The organism is Pseudoduganella sp. S-14 (assembly GCF_049913285.1).
Classification (GTDB): domain Bacteria; phylum Pseudomonadota; class Gammaproteobacteria; order Burkholderiales; family Burkholderiaceae_D; genus Rugamonas.
Map to the genome: position 1 here is coordinate 4082567 of NZ_CP183991.1, position 16661 is coordinate 4099227.

Consider the following 16661-nt stretch of genomic DNA (forward strand, 5'->3'; position numbering starts at 1 on the left):
CGGCCATGAGGGCCGTCTTCAAGCGCAGCCCCGCTTAGGACACGGCCTCCAGCACGAACGCAGCAGCCTGGAAATCGCCCTCAAGCGCCACCTTCAATCCATGTCCCATCCAGTAAGCGCCGCTTGCCTTGGCAACAGTTCCTGCCGCCGCGGAGCCGGCAAGCGCGCGCAGCGCGTAGATGGCGCTGGCGTCCAGTCCGCGCAGCCGTATCGTCTTTTGCGCAGAACGCATCATGCTGGAATGCAGGAAGGCGAACAGCACGCCCTGTTTGCGGTCCTGCGACACGGACAGCGTAGCCGAACGCGGTGAGCCGTTCCCCGGCGATACGAGGCGATAGAGGTTCCCAAGCTGGACCGTCGCGCGAATCTGCTTGTATGCTTCGACCAGGCGCCGGGCCTTGGCGAAATCCTCGTCCTGCCAGTGATTGAGGTTGGCACCGATACCCAGCCCGCCCTGCATGGCCGACAGGAAGCGGTACTCCAGCGAAGTCACGCGCTTGTTCACGAAATTCGGCGAGTCCGTTACCCATGCCATCATCGTGGCAGGAGCATAGGCATGGCTGTACCCGTCCTGGATGACGAGGCGGTCATACGGATCGGTATTGTCCGAGGTCCAGACCTGTTCGGTGAGCTTCATGATACCCAGGTCGACCCGGCCACCGCCGCTGGCGCAGGATTCGATCTCAAGCTTCGGATGCCGGCGGCGCAGCTCGGCCAGCAGCTTGTACAGGTTGTCGACGTAGGCCACGTAGAGCCGCTGCTGGTCGTCCGGCGCCACTTCCGGCCAGCCGGGTTCCGACCAGGCGCGGTTATGGTCCCATTTCAGGTACTCGATGTTGTGGCTGGAGAGCAGTGCATCCAACACCTGCAGCAAGTGTCCGCAGACGTCCTGCCTTGCCAGGTTGAGCACCAGCTGGTTGCGCGCTTGGGAGCGCTGCCGGCCTGGGAAATTGATGACCCAGTCGGGATGCGCGCGATACAGCTCGCTGTCCGGATTCACCATTTCCGGCTCGACCCAGAGCCCGAACTGCATGCCCAGGCCATTCACGCGCTTGATCAGCGGCCCCAGGCCATTGGGAAACTTCTTCCGGTTGACCACCCAATCCCCAAGCCCGGCCTTGTCGCTGTCGCGCGCACCAAACCAGCCATCGTCTACCACAAAACGCTCGACGCCGATGCGGGCTGCTTTTTCGGCCAGCGCCACCTGCCCTGCTTCATTAACGTCAAAGAAGGTCGCTTCCCACGAGTTGTAAAGGACTGGCCGCAGGCGTGGCGTTGGCGCGTGCGGCAAGACCTTTTCGCGCTGGTAGCGATGGAATACGCGCGAAGCCCCGCCAAATCCTGCGTTGGAGAAGCCGGCATGGAAGACCGGCGACGCCAGGCTCTCCCCGTGCTTGAGGCGGTAGCTAAAGTCGAACGGGTTGTAGCCGGCAGTGGCATGCACCCCGCCCATGGCATCCATCTCGACGTTGATGCGCCAGTTGCCGCTCCAGCCCAGCGCTCCGAACCACACCGGGCCGGACTCCTCGCCGGTTGCAGCACTGCTCACCGCGATCCATGGATTGGTCTGGTGCGAGGTGACGCCCTTGCGGCTTTCCAGCACGAACGCGCCCGGCGTGATCGCGCGGGTCTGCAGCATGAATTCCCCGGCCCACCGGCCGGACAGGAAGGACAACTGGTAATCATCGCTGTAAGGCAGGTTCAGGCAGGCAGCCGCCATTTGATCCACCTGGATCCAGTTGCCCGTCCGGTTTTCCACCGCCGCGGAGCGGGCGAGGATCCCGGTCGCTTCGTCCATCGCGTACGTCAAGGCGACACGGACGGCCCGCTTCGCATCCTGCAGCTGCAGCACAAGGCTGTCGCCCTTGTCCTGATGGCCGGCATAGCGCAGGTCGAGGTCGCGCACGCCGTCGGGGAAGCGGACCTTCAACGCCGGCTCCGTTGTCAACCCGCCACCAAATCCCGCAAACTCGTATGGCGTCAGGCCAGGCGCCATCTCGTTCGACGAGTTGGCTTCGACCGGAACCGCCGCAGGAAGACTGTCGCTGGCAGCAAGCGCAGCGCCCCAGTACAGCGATTGCACCTGCCCGCCGGCATTGATGCCAAACGCATAGGTGACGCCGCCGCCATCGAGGCGGAATACCCTGGTGGCCTGGTCGACCATCGCACGGGCCCCGGCACCGCCGCCAAGTGCCATGCCCGCGGCACTGCCCAACAAGCCAAGGAATACCTTGCGCCTGGTTTCATTTGCTGCCGCCATCGCCCCTCCAGGATGTATTTTTCGGCACAGGATAGCAAGCAGCCAGGCCGCGGCGACGCAGCTATATCAGGACGGATTAGATCTTTTTGAATTTGAAATATCACTACGCGCGATTCTGTGCAAAATTGCACAACGTGAGTGCAACCCTGTCAGTTTCGCACAGTTGGCAAAACATGCACACTCCTCGCATAACAAAACCCGAGGAGACTTTGATGCGCGTGTCGAAACACAATTTCATGCTGCGACGCTCGGCAGCAGCCGTGATGATGACGCTTCCCGCCATGTATTCCCACCCGGCCCTGGCGCAAAGCGCCGGCGGTGAGAAGGCCGAAGGCGGGATGGATCGGGTGATCGTTACCGCCCGCAAGCGCGAAGAGCTGATCCAGGACGTGCCGGGCGCCGTGACCGCGTTGTCCGGCGCCCAACTCGACAAGAAAGCGCTGCCCGACATCACCGCCCTGACCGACATCGTGCCCAATACCACGCTCAAGGCTTCGCGCGGCACCAACACCACCCTCACCGCCTTCATTCGCGGCATCGGCCAGCAAGATCCCGTTGCCGGTTACGAGCAAGGCGTCGGCATCTACCTGGACGACGTCTACCTGGCCCGCCCGCAAGGCGCCCTGACCGACATCTACGACCTGGAACGCATCGAAGTACTGCGCGGCCCGCAAGGCACGCTTTACGGCCGCAACACCATCGGCGGCGCGGTCAAGTATGTGACCCGCAAGCTGTCCCCTAACCCGACTTTCGACATCAAGGGGGCGCTCGGCAACTACAGCCAACGCGACCTGGTCCTGAAAGGCAGCACCCCGATCAGCGACATCCTGCGCATTGGCGGCACGCTGGGCACGTTCAACCGCGATGGCTACGGCAAGAACGTGATCAATGGCCGCGAAAACTACAACAAGGACGTCAATGCCGCCCGCATCAGTGCGGAACTGCTGCCGAACAGCGACTTGTTCATCCGCCTCGCCGCCGATTACACCAGGGACGATTCCGAGCCGAAGCAAGGCTACCGCCTGCTGAATGGTCCGCCTCCGGGTAACGAGCCGCCATTGGAAGGCGCTTACGACACGCGCGCCAACCTGTACAAGGTGAACGGCCATGAGCAGCAAGTGACCACCAAGGGCGCCTCGCTGACCATCGACTACAACATCAACGCGGAAACCATGTTCAAGTCGGTCACCGCGCACCGCTCGTCCAGGTCCTACGCCCCGATCGACTTCGATTCGCTGAACGCGCCGCTGTGGGAAGCGCCCGCCATCTACAGCGACAAGCAGGACAGCCAGGAATTCCAGCTCACCTACACCGGCGCCAAATGGCAGGGCGTGGCCGGCCTGTTCTACATGAAGACCAATGCCTTCAACGAATTCGACGTGCTGTACAACGCGGCCGGCGGCCTGTCGCTGCTGACCCGCGACGATATCGATTCCAGGACCTGGGCCGTCTACGCGGACGCCAGCTATAGCGTATCTAACAGCTTCAACGTCAGCGTCGGCGGCCGCTGGACCGATGACGAGCGCGAAGCCGCCATCTACAAGCGCACCTATCTCGGCCTGGCCGGTTCGCCCAACCTGGGCAATCCCGCCGCCGTGGGCCTGGCGCCGAACACGGACCTCGGCAAGGGTGACTTGCACCGCAAGGACAAGAAGTTCACCCCAAAACTGGGCTTTGGCTGGAAGCTGTCGCCGGAGCACAACGTGTACGGCAGCTACCAGAGCGGCTTCAAGGGCGGCATGTTCGATCCACGCATGGACCTGGCGGCAACCGGCGGCCCGAACACCCCGGCCTCGCTGGAAAAACGCAAGGGCGTGAATCCGGAAGAAGTCGATACCGTTGAACTGGGCCTGAAATCGTCCCTGAACAGCGGCCGCCTGCAGACCAATGCGGCGCTGTTCTACACCGACTACAAGAACGTCCAGATCCCGGGCTCGATCCCGACTTTCAATGCGCAAGGCCAGGTGAACGGCTTCGCCGGCACGCTGACCAACGCCGGCAAGGCCAAGATCAAGGGCCTGGAACTGGAAGCGCTTGCGCGCGTGACGGATGGCCTGTCGCTGAACGGCATGCTGAGCTACATCGATGCCGAGTACAAGGAATGGATGGTGGCCAGCGGCGCGGCACTGGTCAATGTGGCGCAAAGCGCGGAATTCCAGAACACGCCGAAAAAATCCGCCAACCTTGGCGCGACCTATGAATGGCCGGTCAGCCTGTTCGGCCGTGGCGGCAACATGAGCTTCAACAACAGCCTGTCCTACAAGGACAAGGTGTACCAGGCCGAGATCGTGCGCCTGACCGGCATCGCCTCCATGGATGCGCTGGTGCCACAGAACCAGATGCTGGCCCAGGGCGGCTTCACGCTGTGGGACGCCGGCCTGGTATGGACCAGCGCCGACCGTCGCCTGCAAATCGGCCTGCACGGCCGCAACCTGACGGACAAGCGCTACAAGGTGGCCGGCTATGCCTTCGGCGGCTTCTTCAACACGGTGACCGCCTACTACGGCGATCCGCGCACCTACAAGCTGACCGCATCCTACAAGTTCTGACGCACGTTACGATTGGTGAGAATCTCTTTGCGCTGACAGGCATATGATGGCAGTGAGGAGAGCCAGATGCTGCTCGAGCGCGAAAGGCAATTGCAGGATTTGCAGCGGCTTGCCAGCCGCGTTAGCTCAGGTGCGGGCGGGATGGCGCTGGTGCTGGGTGAAGCCGGCATCGGCAAGTCATCCCTGCTGCAAGCCTTTGCGGCGCCCTTGAAGGACGAGTTCTTCATCTTGCAGGGCGCTTGCGAAGACCTGTCCACGCCGCGCGTGCTCGGCCCCTTGCGCGACTTCGCGGCCGCCCTGGGCCAGGACGTCGTCTCGGCCATCGACAACGCAGCCAGTCCCGACGTCCTGATGCCCATGCTGCTGGGCCACCTGGCCGCCCAACCGCGGCCGGTGCTGGTCATGTGCGAGGACCTGCACTGGGCCGACCAGGCCACGCTGGACCTGCTGAAATACCTGGCGCGCCGCATCGGCAGCCAGCACACCATGCTGCTGGCCAGTGCCCGCAACGACGAGCTGCCGCCCGACCACGCCTTCTGGCGCTGGGCTGGCGACCTGCCCCCCGCCAGCACCCAGCGCATCGACCTGCCCCCCTTGTCGCCGCAAGCCGTTGCGACGCTTGCGCGCGATGCCGGCTGCGATCCCTCCGAGCTATACCGCGTCACCTGCGGCAATCCCTTCTTCCTTTCCGAACTGCTGAGCGACTGCAACCGTACCCCCGGCCATTTGCCGGCCTCGGTGCGCGACGCGGTCTGGGCGCGCACCTCGCGCCTGGATGCCCAGGTGCGCACCGTGCTGGAACTGGTCAGCGTCAGCCCCGTGGCTCTGGAAGAGTGGCTGCTGGAAGCCCTGCTCGGCGAGGACGGGCATGATGCGATCGACGGCAGCGTGGACAGCGGCCTGCTGCAGCGCGCCAGCCCCGGCCTGTTGTCGTTCCGCCACGAGCTGGCGCGCCAGGCCGTGTTGAGCGGACTGCGCCCCGGCGCCACCCGCGCCCTGCACAAACGCCTGTGCAAAGCCCTGACCGAGCAGGCGCCACCCCATGCGCGGGTCGAACTGGCGCGGCTCGTGCATCACGCAACCGGAGCGCAGGATGCGCACATGGTGCTGCAACTGGCGCCGCGTGCGGCACGCCAGGCTGCGCGGCTGGGCGCCCACCGCCAGGCGGCGGCCCACCTGGCCAGCGCCCTGCAGTTCGTCGACGCGGTCGGCTGGACCGGCGAAGCGGCCCAGCTTTACGAGGACTGGGCCTACGAGGCGGGCCTGCTGCGCATCGACGAGCGCCTGATCGAGGCGCGGCAAAGGGCCATCGCCCTGTGGCAAAGCGTGGAGCGGCCGGACAAGGTCGGCCTGAACCTGCGCTGGCTGGCACGCACCCATTGGTACCGCGGCGAGGCAAAGGAAGCGGAACGCTATGGACTGGAAGCGATCCGCACGCTCGAGCAACTGCCGAACAGCAAAGAGCTGGCCATGGCCTACAGCATGCGCTCGCAGCACCAGCTCTTGCAGAATCATCCGGCGTCCGCCATCGAATGGGGCCGCCTGGCGCTGGAACTGGCCAGCGCGCTGGACGACCACGACACGCGCGTCCATGCGCTGACCAATATCGGCAGCGCCAAGCTGTTCCTGGGCGACGACAGCGGCCAGCAAGACCTGGCCGACGGCTTGCACTGCGCCCTGGCGCAGCACCTGCACGAACACGCGGCGCGCATCTATAGCAACTGGGTGGAGTACGCGGTCGTGTTCAAGCAGTTCGCCCTGGCCGAGCGCCTGCTGGCCGAAGGCCTCGCCTACCATCGCGAACATGAACTGGACGCCTGGGTGCACTACCTGACCGGCTGGCAGGCGCAGCTCCATCTCGACAAGGGCGAGTTCGCCCAGGCCGCCGCGCTGGCGCGGCAGGTACTCGCCCTGCCCGACCTGAGCCTGGTGATGCGGCTGCCGGCCTTGACGGTACTCGGACAAACCCTGTCGCGCCAGGGCGATCAGGATGCTGCGCGCTGCCTGCAGGAAGCGCTGCAATGGGCGCGCGCCACCGGCGAGTCGCAGCGCTTGCTGCCGGTCCTGCTGGCCCTGGCGGAAGCGGCCTGGCAGGTGCAGGACCTGGACAGTTGCCGGCGCTGGCTGGACGAGATCGGCCAGTTCGACCTGTCCGGCGTCAACGCCTGGGACCTGGCGGCAGTCGGCGCCTGGCGCCGGCGAGCGGCCATCGCCGTGGACGGCGGGCCGGCAGCCTGGACGCCGCCGCCGCGCGCCGCGGAAGCGGCCGGCAACGGGCAGGCCGCCTGCGACGCCTGGCTGGCATTGGGCCTGCCGTTCGAAGCGGCGCTGGCCTTGCTCGACCTGCCCGGCGAGGCGGCAGCGCAAGCCATGCCCAAGGCTGTCGCCCTGCTGGAACAGATCGGCGCCGCAGCGGCGGCAGCGCTGGCGCGGCAACGCGCCAGCGCCTGCGGCGCCCAGGCCCAGCTGCCGAAGCCGCGGCGCGGTCCTTACGCGGCAGCGCGGCAACACCCGAGCGGCCTGACCCGCCGCGAGGCCCAGGTGCTGGAACTCTTGCTCGATGGCCTCAGCAACCTGGAAATCGCCCAGCGCCTGTGCCGTTCCGAACGCACCATCGAACACCACGTTTCCACCCTGCTCGGCAAGCTGGGCGCCACCACGCGCCTTGACTTGCTGCGCCGGCCGCCCACCTCGCTGCACAAAAACTAGGTGCTGGCGATCCGGAATCTGGGTGCCAGTACCATTTCGCCGCGCCTGTCCGCAGCCTAAAGTGACTCCCATGGAAAGCACGGGGCGCGGTCCATAGCCTGGTCCGACGGGCCCGCCCCTCTTCAATACCGGACCGCCTGGAGATCGTCATGGAAGAACTACGCCACACCAATGTCAAGAAAAACCATATCAAGATCGTCGTCAGCGAAGGCAAGGTCACCCTGGAAGAATTGCACAAGGCGCTCGATATCGCCGTGTCCCAGATGGTGCCGAAAGGCGGCTGCAACTGCGGCCTGACCGGTTTCGACCTGACTTTCCTGCGCGGCGACCCCTCGATCGGCCGCGTGCTGCGCGAGGTGCCGCACATCGAAGGCGCGGTGCTGGAACATGAACTCCGCGGCTGAATTGCCTGCGCACGACCCGCGCCCTGCCCTGGGCGTGGGCGTCAGCTATGAGGGGCGCGATCCGGCGCTGCTGGAGATGATGCTGCCGCACGTGGACATCATCGAAGTCACGCCGGAAACCATGTCGGTGGCCGATGGCGAGCGGATCTCGCTGGACAAGGGCATCCTGGCCGAATTGAAAAACATCGACCGCGAAAAAACCATCGTGGTGCATGGCGTCAGCCTGTCCATCGGCTCGCACGATGGCTGGTCGCCGACCTACCTGCAGCTGCTCGACGAACTGATGGACCAGGTGCGGGTGCGCTGGCACAGCGAGCACCTCGGCTTTACGCGGGTCGACGGCGAACATCTCGGCATCATGCTGGCCCTGCCGCGCACCGAGCAGGCGGCGGAGCTGGTGGCGCAACGGGCCTGGTGCCTGCAGCAGCGCTACGGCTTGCCCTTCCTGCTGGAGAATATCGTGCACGTGGTGCCCGACTGCCCGGCAGACTACAGCGACGCCGGCTTCCTGAACGCGGTGGCGCGCGACAGCGGCTGCGGCCTGGTGCTGGACGTGTACAACCTGGAATGCGACGAACATAACCATGCGCTCGATATACAAGCCTTCCTGGCGGAACTCGATGGCCGCCACGTGAAGGAAGTGCACGTGGCCTGCGGCGTCAAGCACAACGGCCTGATGCTGGACGTGCATTCGCGCCTGCCGCGCCCCTGCACCATGGAACTGGCGCAGCAAGTGCTGCGCCAGTTCGCAACCGAAGCGGAAGTGATCGTGTACGAATTCATGCCGGAGGCGGTGCCCGGCCTGGGCAACGCAGCCATCGCCAACACCCTGCAGCAAATGCGGCAACGAGAATGGAGGTAGACATGGACTTGGCCAGCCACCAGCGCATCCTGCTTGGCCTGATGCGCGCCACTTACCAGCCCGGGGCCGGCGATGCGCCCTATTTCCACCGGGTTGCCGATTCCCCCGACCTGCAGGAAGCGCGCGGCAATGTGCTGCTGTGGCGGATCTACGTGCTCGAACGCAGTTGCGTGCTGACCGTCGAATTGCTGCGCCAGGCCGGCTTGCTGGAGGAAGCGCTGCAAGCCTTTATCCGGCAGGAGAACATCTCGCCGTTCCGCGAGTACCAGCCGCTGGCCTTCCTCGGCTTCCTGGCCGGACATGACGACCCGCTGGTGGTCTCGGTGTCCCAGTTCGAACTGGCGCTGATGAAGGTGCGCGAAGGCGATCCCTGCCGCTACATGGTGGACTGGAGCTACGACCCGGCGCCCATCCTGCAGGCGCTGGCGCAACGGGCGCCATTGCCGGACCGGGCCGATCCTGACCTGCACCGAACCGACATCGGCGGCGACCTGCCCTATTTATTCGAAATGAAGAGGTTGGCGCGCGATTCGGCGAACGAGCGGAGCAAGTTCCAGACCGCCCTGACGCGCGGCAGCCGGTACAAGTCGACCGGCGCCACCAACCAGTAGGCGCGCTCGACGAATACCTCGTCCTGCAACACCGGCACCAGGCGGCCGTCCGTTGCCATGTAAGGCGGCGCCATCATCAAGCCCAGGCCGGCGGCGGCAGCTTCGGCCTGGGCCAGCATGCCGGTGCAGCACAGGCGGCGGCGCGGGTTGACGCCCAATTCATCAAGGAAGTTCAGCTCATTGCTGGCCAGGCGGTCCTGCACGTAGTCGACAAAGTCATGGCCCGCCAGGTCGCTGCGTTGCTGGATCGGCCGGTGGCGCGCCAGGTAGTCCGGCGATCCGTGCACGTACAGCCGGAAGGACGCCAGGCGCGTTACCATGTAGCGGCCCGTGTTGGGCGCGTCGAGCGTCACGCCCAGGTCAGCCTCGCGGCTGGCCAGGTTGGCAAAGCGCGGCTGGACCAGCAAGTCGACCGACAGCTCGGGATAATCCTGCAGGAACTGCGCCAGCAGCGGCGTGATGAAGCGCACGCCCAGGGCTTCTGGCACACCCAGGCGCACCACGCCGCGAATCGCGACTTCGGTGCCGGACAACTGGCCTTGCGCGGCCAGCACTGCGCTTTCCATCGCTTCCGCATGGGGCAGCACCGCATGGCCCATTTCAGTCAGTTCATAGCCCTCGCGCGAGCGATCGAACAGCGTGGCGCCCAGTTGCTGCTCCAGACGGTCGATGCGGCGCGAGACGGTAGTGTGCTCCACTTCCAGCCGGCGCGAGGCGCCGGACAAGGTGCCGGAGCGCGCCAGCTCAAGGAAGAAGCGCAGGTCGGTCCATTCGGGCAGGGTTTTCATGCGGCTTATTGTGCATCATTTTCCCTCGCTATAGTGTTGCTGTGCAAAATTGCACACACAGTGGGCGCGGCCTCCGGTTCCCGCGCCGATGCATTTCTTGCACACTGCACGCTCCTGCAACGCTGCCTACGAGGACCATGTATTCCGAGATCAGCTACACCAGCGACGATGGCCTGCGCCTGTATGCGCGCGACTACCCTGCCGCCAGCGGTCCCGCGCGCCTGCCCGTGATCTGCATCCACGGCCTGACGCGCAATTCGGCCGACTTCGAAGACGTCGCGCCATGGATTGCGGCCCAGGGCCGGCGCGTGATCGCTGTCGATGTGCGCGGCCGAGGCAATTCCGAATACGATTCCCAGCCGGACCGTTACACGCCCATGGTGTACGCCAACGACGTCGTCACGCTGGCGCACGACCTGGGCATCGAGCGCGCCGTCTTCATCGGCACGTCGATGGGAGGCCTGATCACCATGACCCTGGCCTTGCGCAAATCGGCGCTGATCGCGGCGGCGGTCCTGAACGACGTCGGCCCGACCCTGTCGGAACGCGGCCTGTCGCGCATTCGCGGCTATACTGGCAAGGGCGAACAGTTTACGAGCTGGCAGCAGGCGGCGGACTACATCAGCGGCATCAACGCGGTTGCCTTCCCCGGCAACACGGCGCAGGAATGGGAGCGCTGGGCGCGCCGCGCCTTCCGTGAAGAAGGCAACGGCACCCTGGCCATGCGCTACGACCCGAATATCGCCGTGCCAATCCGCGCCAACAAGCTGCGCTCGACCTCGATGGCCGCGCACTTTGCCTTTCGCCGGCTGGCCCGGCGCCGTCCCACCATGCTGATACGCGGCGCCCTTTCCGACCTGATCGAGCCGGCCCAGGCCAACGCCATGCGTGCTGCCGCACCGCGCATGATGTATGCTGAGGTGCCCGATGTCGGCCACGCGCCGATGCTGTCCGAGCCCGCCGCGCAAGAGGCGCTGCGCAACTTCCTCGCCAGTGTGGACTGATCGATGACAAAGCTGATTGCCCTGTTGCTTGCATTGGCGCCGCTCGCGGCCGGCGCGCAGGAACTGAAGGTCGCCCTGATCGCCGGCAAAACCGGCATCCTGGTGCCATACGCCAGGGAGACCGAGACCGGCTTCATGATGGGCCTGGAATACCTTACCGGCGGCAGGATGGAAGTCAACGGCCGCAAGCTGAAGGTCTTCGTCAAGGACGACCAGAGCAAGCCGGACCTGGGCCGCACCCTGCTGGCCGAGGCCTATGGCGACGACAAGGTCGACATCGCGGTCGGCACCAGTTCCTCCGGGTCCGCCATTGCCATGCTGCCCATCGCGGCGGAATACAAGAAGATCCTGGTCGTGGAACCGGCCGTGGCCGATGCGATCACCGGCGCCAAGTGGAACAAATACGTCTTTCGCACCGCGCGCAATTCCATGCAGGACGGCCTGGCTGCCGCCACCACCTTCAAGCAAGGCAGCGTGGCGTTCCTGGCCCAGGACTATGCCTTCGGAAAGGACGCCGTGGCGGCCGCGCGCGAGGCTCTCAGGCTGACCGGTTCCAAAGCCAACATCGTGCACGAGGAATTCGCGGCACAGAACGCGACCGACTTCACCGCCCCGGCCCAGCGCCTGTTCGACAAGCTGAGGGATGCGCCGCAGCCGCGGATACTGCAGATCATCTGGGCTGGCCCGAATCCGATGAACAAGATCGCCGACATGAAGCCGGAACGCTACGGCATCACGCTGGCTCCCGGCGGAAACATCCTGCCGGTGCTGAAGACGTGGAAATCGTTCGCCGGCACCGAAGGCACGATCTATTATTACTACGCCTTCCCGAAGAACAGGATGAACGACTGGTTCGTGGCCGAACACCGGAAGCGGTACGGGAAACCGCCGGACATGTTCACGGCGGGCGGCTTCACGGCAGCCAGCGCGGTCTACACTGCCCTGGCCAAAACGGGCGGCGGCGACACGCAGAAGATGATCGCCGCCATGGAAGGCATGGAGTTCGATACGCCGAAGGGAAAAATGAGTTTCCGCAAAGACGACCACCAGGCCATGCAAGCGATGTACCACTTCCGCATCAAGAAAGACCAGAAGGACGAATGGGATTTGCTGGAACTTGTGCGTGAGATTCCGGCTTCCGAATTGCCGGTCCCGATCAAGAACAAGCGGCGCTGAAACGATGACTCCACTGCTGTCAACACGCGGCCTGACGATCCGCTTCGGCGGCCACACGGCCGTCGACAACGTCAGTGCCGATTTCCATGCAGGCCAGCTGACCGTGATCGTCGGCCCGAACGGCGCCGGCAAGACCACCTATTTCAACCTCATGTCGGGCCAGTTGCCGGCAACCGGCGGCCAGGTGCTGCTGCGGGGCGAAGACATTACCCGCAGCGGTCCGGCCGCCCGCACCCGCAAGGGCATCGGCCGCGCCTTCCAGCTCACCAACCTGTTCCCCCACCTGCCGGTGCACGAGAACGTGAGGCTGGCGGTGCAGTCGCGCGCCAATGCCGGCATGAAGCTGTGGTCGGTCTGGTCCAGCCACAGGGAACTGATCGAGCGCGCCGACCATTACCTTGGGCGCGTGGCGCTTGCGGCGCGGCGCGATACGCCGGTAGCGGCGCTGTCGCACGGCGACAAGCGCAAGCTGGAAGTGGCCATCATGCTCGCGCTGGAGCCGGAGGTGATGATGTTCGACGAGCCGACCGCCGGCATGAGCGTGGACGAAGTGCCGGTGGTGCTGGACCTCATCCACCAGGTCAAGGCCGAGCGCAACAAGGCCGTGCTGCTGGTGGAGCACAAGATGGACGTGGTGCGCGCCCTGGCCGACCGCATCATCGTGTTGCACAACGGCGCCCTGGTGGCGGACGGCGAGCCATCTGCCGTCATGTCGTCCGCCATCGTGCAGGAAGCTTACCTGGGGACCGCAAGCCATGAATGAGGCCTTGCTCACACTGTCCGGCGTGCACACGCACATCGGCGAATACCACATCCTGCAAGGCGTCGACCTGGCCGTGCCGCGCGGCGGCCTGGCGGTCCTGCTGGGCCGCAACGGCGCCGGCAAGACCACCACGCTGCGCACCATCATGGGACTGTGGCAGGCCAGCGCCGGCAAGATCGAATTCAACGGCCGCGACATCGGCAAGCTGCGCACGCCCGATATCGCACAGGCGGGCATCGCCTATGTGCCGGAGTCGATGGCCGTGTTCAGCGACCTGACCGTGCGCGAAAATCTCTACCTTGCGGCGCGCAGCGGCCCGATGGATACGGCGCGGCTGGAGTGGATCTTCTCCTTCTTCCCGGCGCTGGAAAAATTCTGGCATTACCCGGCCGGCAACCTGTCCGGCGGCCAGAAGCAGATGGTGGCCATTGCACGCGCCATCATCGAGCCGCGCGAGCTGCTGCTGATCGATGAGCCGACCAAGGGCCTGGCACCGGCAGTCATCCAGAACCTGGCCGACGCGATCCGCCAGCTCAAGGGCCAGTCCACGGTGCTGCTGGTGGAGCAGAACTTCAACTTCGTGCGCCAGCTCGGCGACACCGTGGCCGTGATGGACGACGGCCGCATCGTGCACAGCGGCGCCATGGCCGAACTGGCCGCCGATCGCGCCTTGCAAGAGCGGTTGCTCGGCCTGGCCCTCGATTCACACCAATAAGGAGCCGCATGCCAATGCCATCCGTTCCGCGCGACTATATTCCAATGCTGCTGGTGCCGGCCCTGATGCTGGCCATGCTGCCGCTGGTTGGCAGCATGCCGACCTGGCTCACGCTGACCGTGGCCGGGCTGGCAATGGGGATGATGCTCTTCATCATGTCCAGCGGCCTGACGCTGGTGTTCGGCCTGATGGACGTGCTCAATTTCGGCCACGGCGCCTTCGTCTCCGTCGGCGCCTTCGCCGCCACCCTGGTGCTGGTGCCGATGCAGGGCTGGATGGAGGCCGATTCGCTGGGCATGAACCTGGCCGCGCTCGGCCTGGCGATCGTCATGGCGATGGCCGTGACGGCAGCACTGGGCTGGGCTTTCGAACGCCTCATCATCATGCCGGTCTACGGCCAGCACCTGAAGCAGATCCTGATCACGATGGGCGGCATGATCGTGGTCGAGCAATTGATCCACGTGCTCTGGGGCGCCGACCACAAGCCGATGCCGCTGCCCACCGCCCTGCGCGGCGCCCTCGTGCTGGGCGACGCCGCCATCGAAAAATACCGCTTGCTGGCGGTGGCGGTGGGCGTGCTGGTGTTCATCGCGCTCACCCTGGTGCTGAACCGCACAAAGCTCGGCTTGCTGATCCGTGCCGGCGTGGAAAATGGCGAGATGGTCGAAGCACTTGGCTACCGCATCGGGCGCCTGTTCGTGGCGGTGTTCGCGGCCGGCTCCGCGCTGGCGGGCCTGGGCGGCGTGATGTGGGGCCTGTACAAGGAAACACTGACCGCTTCCATGGGCGGCGAGGTGATGGTCATGGTCTTCATCACGATCATCATCGGCGGCCTGGGCTCGGTGAGCGGCTGCTTCATCGGCGCGCTGCTGATGGCTCTGACGGCCAATTACGCCGGTTTCCTGGCGCCCAAGCTGGCGCTCGTGTCCCATATCGTGCTGATGATCGCCATCCTGCTCTGGCGCCCAGCCGGCCTGTCGAGGAAATGACATGCTGAACACCCTTCTTTCCGGCGACCTGCCGCGCAGCCGCGCCCTGTCCGTCCTGCTGCTTGTGGTCGTGCTGGGACTCGCGCTGGCGCCCTTCGTCACCAGCGGCGCCCGGCCGCTCAACACCGCCGCCACCATCTGCATCTACATCGTCCTGGTCGCCTCGTATGACCTGTTGATCGGCTACACGGGCATCGTGTCTTTCGCCCACACGATGTTCTTCGGCATCGGCGCCTACGGCGTCGGCCTCGGCTTCGACAGTCCAACACCTGCCTGGGGCGACATGGCACTGGGCCTGGCGGCGGCGTTGGCGTTGACGCTGGTCCTGGCCTTCGTCATCGGGCTTTTTGCGCTGCGCGTGCGCGCCATCTTCTATGCCATGATTACGCTGGCGGTCGCGTCTTCGTTCGCGGTGCTGGCATCGCAAATGTCGGCCTGGACCGGCGGCGAAGACGGCAAGACGTTCGACGTGCCGGACCTGCTGTCGCCTGCCAACGAATTCGGCGAATTCATGGGCCGCATCGTGGACGGCAAGGTGCTCACCTACTACATCGTGTTTTCCTGCGCGGTGCTGATCTTCCTGGCGCTGCTGCGCATTGTGAACTCGCCTTTCGGGCGCGTGCTGCAGGCGATCCGCGAAAACGAGTTCCGCGCCGAGGCCCTGGGCTACCGCACCGTGGTCTATCGCATCGCAGCCAATTGCATCGGCGCCGTTGCCGCCGCGCTGGCCGGCGCCTTGATGGCGTTGTGGGCGCGCTATGTCGGCCCCAAGACCACGCTGGGCTTTGAAGTCATGACCGACATCCTGCTGATTGTCGTCATCGGCGGCATGGGTACCATGTATGGTTCCGTGATCGGGGCCGTCCTGTTCATCCTGGCGAACAACTACCTGAAGACCCTGATGGCGCAAGCGGCAGGCGCGGTGGCCGGCGTACCGGTGCTGGAGGCCGCCCTGCACCCGGACCGCTGGCTGCTCTGGCTCGGCATCCTGTTCATCCTCGCCATCTACTTCTTCCCCAGCGGGATCATAGGGAAATTCAGGCAGGCGGCAGCCCGGCCAGGTACTTAGCCAGCAGCCCATCAGCCTTGCCGCTGCTGCGCAATGCATGCACGGCGCGGCGCAGTTCCGTCGCCAGGTCCTCGTCGGCGTGATGGCGGCTCAGGTGCAGGTGGATCTCGCGCGACTGCACCGCCAGCACCCCGCCCAGGCGCGCGCGCGACACGCCCAGCAAGCGCATGGCGTGGAATACCGCCAGGCGCGTGCCGACCGAGGCATCGAGCCGCCCCTCCTGCAGCATGCGTATGCCTTGCAACTGGTCGGTGATCTCATGCTTGCGGTATTCCCGGTCATCCAGGAAGGCAGCACCATAATCCGAGCCGCGCAACATGCCCACCGTGCGGCCCCGCAGGTCTTGCAGGCCGTCGAGCTTGAGGCCTGCCCGCCCGATGGCGATGACTTCCGTCGTCCACAACATGCCCATTGGTTCGGCCGCTTCTGCGATTGCCGAGTTGGAGGTGGCGATCATCAGGTCCGCCTCGCCGGAACGCAGCATGGCGATGGCGCGCGCATACGGGGCAAGGGTGATCTCGACCTGGCGCTGCGACTCACGGGCGATCAGCTCAAGGGCTTCCACGAACAGGCCGCTCTTGCGGCCGCTTGCGTCGAGTACGGCGAAAGGAGGAATGGCCAGGGCCACCGCGCGCAATGGGCGCGGCCTGGCCAATGCGCGCACCGGCCAGGAAGCCGCTGCCGTTGCTACGCAGGCAGCAGCCGTACTTGACCAGCGCAGCATGCAGCCCAGCCAGCGCCGGCGCTGCGCCGTTTTCATCG

The 16661-nt window shown here is 65.4% G+C and carries 14 protein-coding genes; 11 read left to right on the forward strand and 3 right to left on the reverse strand.

Features of this window, described 5'->3' with window-relative positions:
• Positions 1 to 34 precede the first annotated feature (34 nt).
• Positions 35 to 2260: an alpha-galactosidase gene (locus tag ACN9MZ_RS18565; protein ID WP_426338433.1), complete on the reverse strand. Its 2226-nt coding sequence runs from the start codon at positions 2258 to 2260 to the stop codon at positions 35 to 37.
• A 212-nt stretch (positions 2261 to 2472) separates the two neighbouring features.
• Here ACN9MZ_RS18565 and ACN9MZ_RS18570 point away from each other — a divergent pair, with 212 nt between their 5' ends.
• The 5 genes from ACN9MZ_RS18570 (at position 2473) to ACN9MZ_RS18590 (ending at position 9395) form a co-directional block, all read left to right on the forward strand.
• Complete coding sequence (locus tag ACN9MZ_RS18570) at positions 2473 to 4809, forward strand: TonB-dependent receptor (protein ID WP_426338434.1); 2337 nt, start codon at positions 2473 to 2475, stop codon at positions 4807 to 4809.
• Between the two features lie 66 nt (positions 4810 to 4875).
• Positions 4876 to 7518, forward strand: coding sequence for an ATP-binding protein (locus ACN9MZ_RS18575; protein ID WP_426338435.1), 2643 nt, complete (start codon positions 4876 to 4878; stop codon positions 7516 to 7518).
• 149 nt (positions 7519 to 7667) lie between these two features.
• Complete coding sequence (locus ACN9MZ_RS18580) at positions 7668 to 7922, forward strand: hypothetical protein (protein ID WP_426338436.1); 255 nt, start codon at positions 7668 to 7670, stop codon at positions 7920 to 7922.
• Entirely contained in the window at positions 7906 to 8784 is an 879-nt protein-coding gene (locus tag ACN9MZ_RS18585; RefSeq protein ID WP_426338437.1) for a DUF692 domain-containing protein, read from the forward strand. Before ACN9MZ_RS18580 ends, ACN9MZ_RS18585 begins: the two co-directional genes overlap by 17 nt.
• Positions 8785 to 8786: 2 nt before the next feature.
• Positions 8787 to 9395: a hypothetical protein gene (locus ACN9MZ_RS18590; protein ID WP_426338438.1), complete on the forward strand. Its 609-nt coding sequence runs from the start codon at positions 8787 to 8789 to the stop codon at positions 9393 to 9395.
• Here ACN9MZ_RS18590 and ACN9MZ_RS18595 read toward each other — a convergent pair.
• Entirely contained in the window at positions 9281 to 10183 is a 903-nt protein-coding gene (locus ACN9MZ_RS18595; RefSeq protein ID WP_426338439.1) for a LysR family transcriptional regulator, read from the reverse strand. The two genes, ACN9MZ_RS18590 and ACN9MZ_RS18595, sit on opposite strands and share 115 nt — an antisense overlap.
• A 137-nt stretch (positions 10184 to 10320) precedes the next feature.
• Between ACN9MZ_RS18595 and ACN9MZ_RS18600 the strand changes: the two genes are divergently transcribed.
• Genes ACN9MZ_RS18600 through ACN9MZ_RS18625 form a run of 6 tightly spaced genes read left to right on the forward strand, consistent with a single transcriptional unit; the run spans position 10321 to position 15899 of the window.
• Positions 10321 to 11187 (forward strand): alpha/beta fold hydrolase, encoded by an 867-nt coding sequence (locus tag ACN9MZ_RS18600; RefSeq protein ID WP_426338440.1) that lies wholly within the window; start codon positions 10321 to 10323, stop codon positions 11185 to 11187.
• 3 nt (positions 11188 to 11190) lie between these two features.
• Positions 11191 to 12363, forward strand: coding sequence for a substrate-binding domain-containing protein (locus ACN9MZ_RS18605; protein WP_426338441.1), 1173 nt, complete (start codon positions 11191 to 11193; stop codon positions 12361 to 12363).
• Positions 12364 to 12376: 13 nt separating this feature from the next.
• A complete protein-coding gene (locus tag ACN9MZ_RS18610; RefSeq protein ID WP_426342929.1) occupies positions 12377 to 13126 on the forward strand; it encodes an ABC transporter ATP-binding protein in 750 nt (249 codons plus the stop codon).
• Positions 13119 to 13841, forward strand: coding sequence for an ABC transporter ATP-binding protein (locus ACN9MZ_RS18615; protein ID WP_426338442.1), 723 nt, complete (start codon positions 13119 to 13121; stop codon positions 13839 to 13841). The genes ACN9MZ_RS18610 and ACN9MZ_RS18615 overlap by 8 nt, the downstream gene beginning before the upstream one ends.
• 8 nt (positions 13842 to 13849) lie before the next feature.
• Entirely contained in the window at positions 13850 to 14830 is a 981-nt protein-coding gene (locus ACN9MZ_RS18620; RefSeq protein ID WP_426338443.1) for a branched-chain amino acid ABC transporter permease, read from the forward strand.
• A gap of 1 nt (position 14831) precedes the next feature.
• Positions 14832 to 15899 carry a branched-chain amino acid ABC transporter permease gene (locus tag ACN9MZ_RS18625; protein ID WP_426338444.1) on the forward strand — a complete coding sequence of 356 codons (1068 nt, stop codon included), beginning with the start codon at positions 14832 to 14834 and terminating at the stop codon, positions 15897 to 15899.
• On the opposite strand, the gene ACN9MZ_RS18630 is transcribed toward ACN9MZ_RS18625, so the two are convergent.
• On the reverse strand, positions 15868 to 16659 hold the full coding sequence (locus ACN9MZ_RS18630; RefSeq protein WP_426338445.1) for a substrate-binding periplasmic protein: 792 nt from the start codon (positions 16657 to 16659) through the stop codon (positions 15868 to 15870). The two genes, ACN9MZ_RS18625 and ACN9MZ_RS18630, sit on opposite strands and share 32 nt — an antisense overlap.
• Positions 16660 to 16661 lie beyond the last annotated feature (2 nt).

What these genes read in the sequence shown, in the direction of transcription:
- ACN9MZ_RS18575 (WP_426338435.1), top strand. Translation starts at nt 4,876, where the DNA reads ATGCTGCTCGAGCGCGAAAGGCAATTGCAGGATTTGCAGCGGCTTGCC.
- ACN9MZ_RS18605 (WP_426338441.1), top strand. Translation starts at nt 11,191, where the DNA reads ATGACAAAGCTGATTGCCCTGTTGCTTGCATTGGCGCCGCTCGCGGCC.
- ACN9MZ_RS18595 (WP_426338439.1), bottom strand. Translation starts at nt 10,183, where the DNA reads ATGAAAACCCTGCCCGAATGGACCGACCTGCGCTTCTTCCTTGAGCTG.
- ACN9MZ_RS18600 (WP_426338440.1), top strand. Translation starts at nt 10,321, where the DNA reads ATGTATTCCGAGATCAGCTACACCAGCGACGATGGCCTGCGCCTGTAT.
- ACN9MZ_RS18580 (WP_426338436.1), top strand. Translation starts at nt 7,668, where the DNA reads ATGGAAGAACTACGCCACACCAATGTCAAGAAAAACCATATCAAGATC.
- ACN9MZ_RS18565 (WP_426338433.1), bottom strand. Translation starts at nt 2,260, where the DNA reads ATGGCGGCAGCAAATGAAACCAGGCGCAAGGTATTCCTTGGCTTGTTG.
- ACN9MZ_RS18630 (WP_426338445.1), bottom strand. Translation starts at nt 16,659, where the DNA reads ATGAAAACGGCGCAGCGCCGGCGCTGGCTGGGCTGCATGCTGCGCTGG.
- ACN9MZ_RS18585 (WP_426338437.1), top strand. Translation starts at nt 7,906, where the DNA reads ATGAACTCCGCGGCTGAATTGCCTGCGCACGACCCGCGCCCTGCCCTG.
- ACN9MZ_RS18570 (WP_426338434.1), top strand. Translation starts at nt 2,473, where the DNA reads ATGCGCGTGTCGAAACACAATTTCATGCTGCGACGCTCGGCAGCAGCC.
- ACN9MZ_RS18625 (WP_426338444.1), top strand. Translation starts at nt 14,832, where the DNA reads ATGCTGAACACCCTTCTTTCCGGCGACCTGCCGCGCAGCCGCGCCCTG.
- ACN9MZ_RS18615 (WP_426338442.1), top strand. Translation starts at nt 13,119, where the DNA reads ATGAATGAGGCCTTGCTCACACTGTCCGGCGTGCACACGCACATCGGC.
- ACN9MZ_RS18620 (WP_426338443.1), top strand. Translation starts at nt 13,850, where the DNA reads ATGCCAATGCCATCCGTTCCGCGCGACTATATTCCAATGCTGCTGGTG.
- ACN9MZ_RS18590 (WP_426338438.1), top strand. Translation starts at nt 8,787, where the DNA reads ATGGACTTGGCCAGCCACCAGCGCATCCTGCTTGGCCTGATGCGCGCC.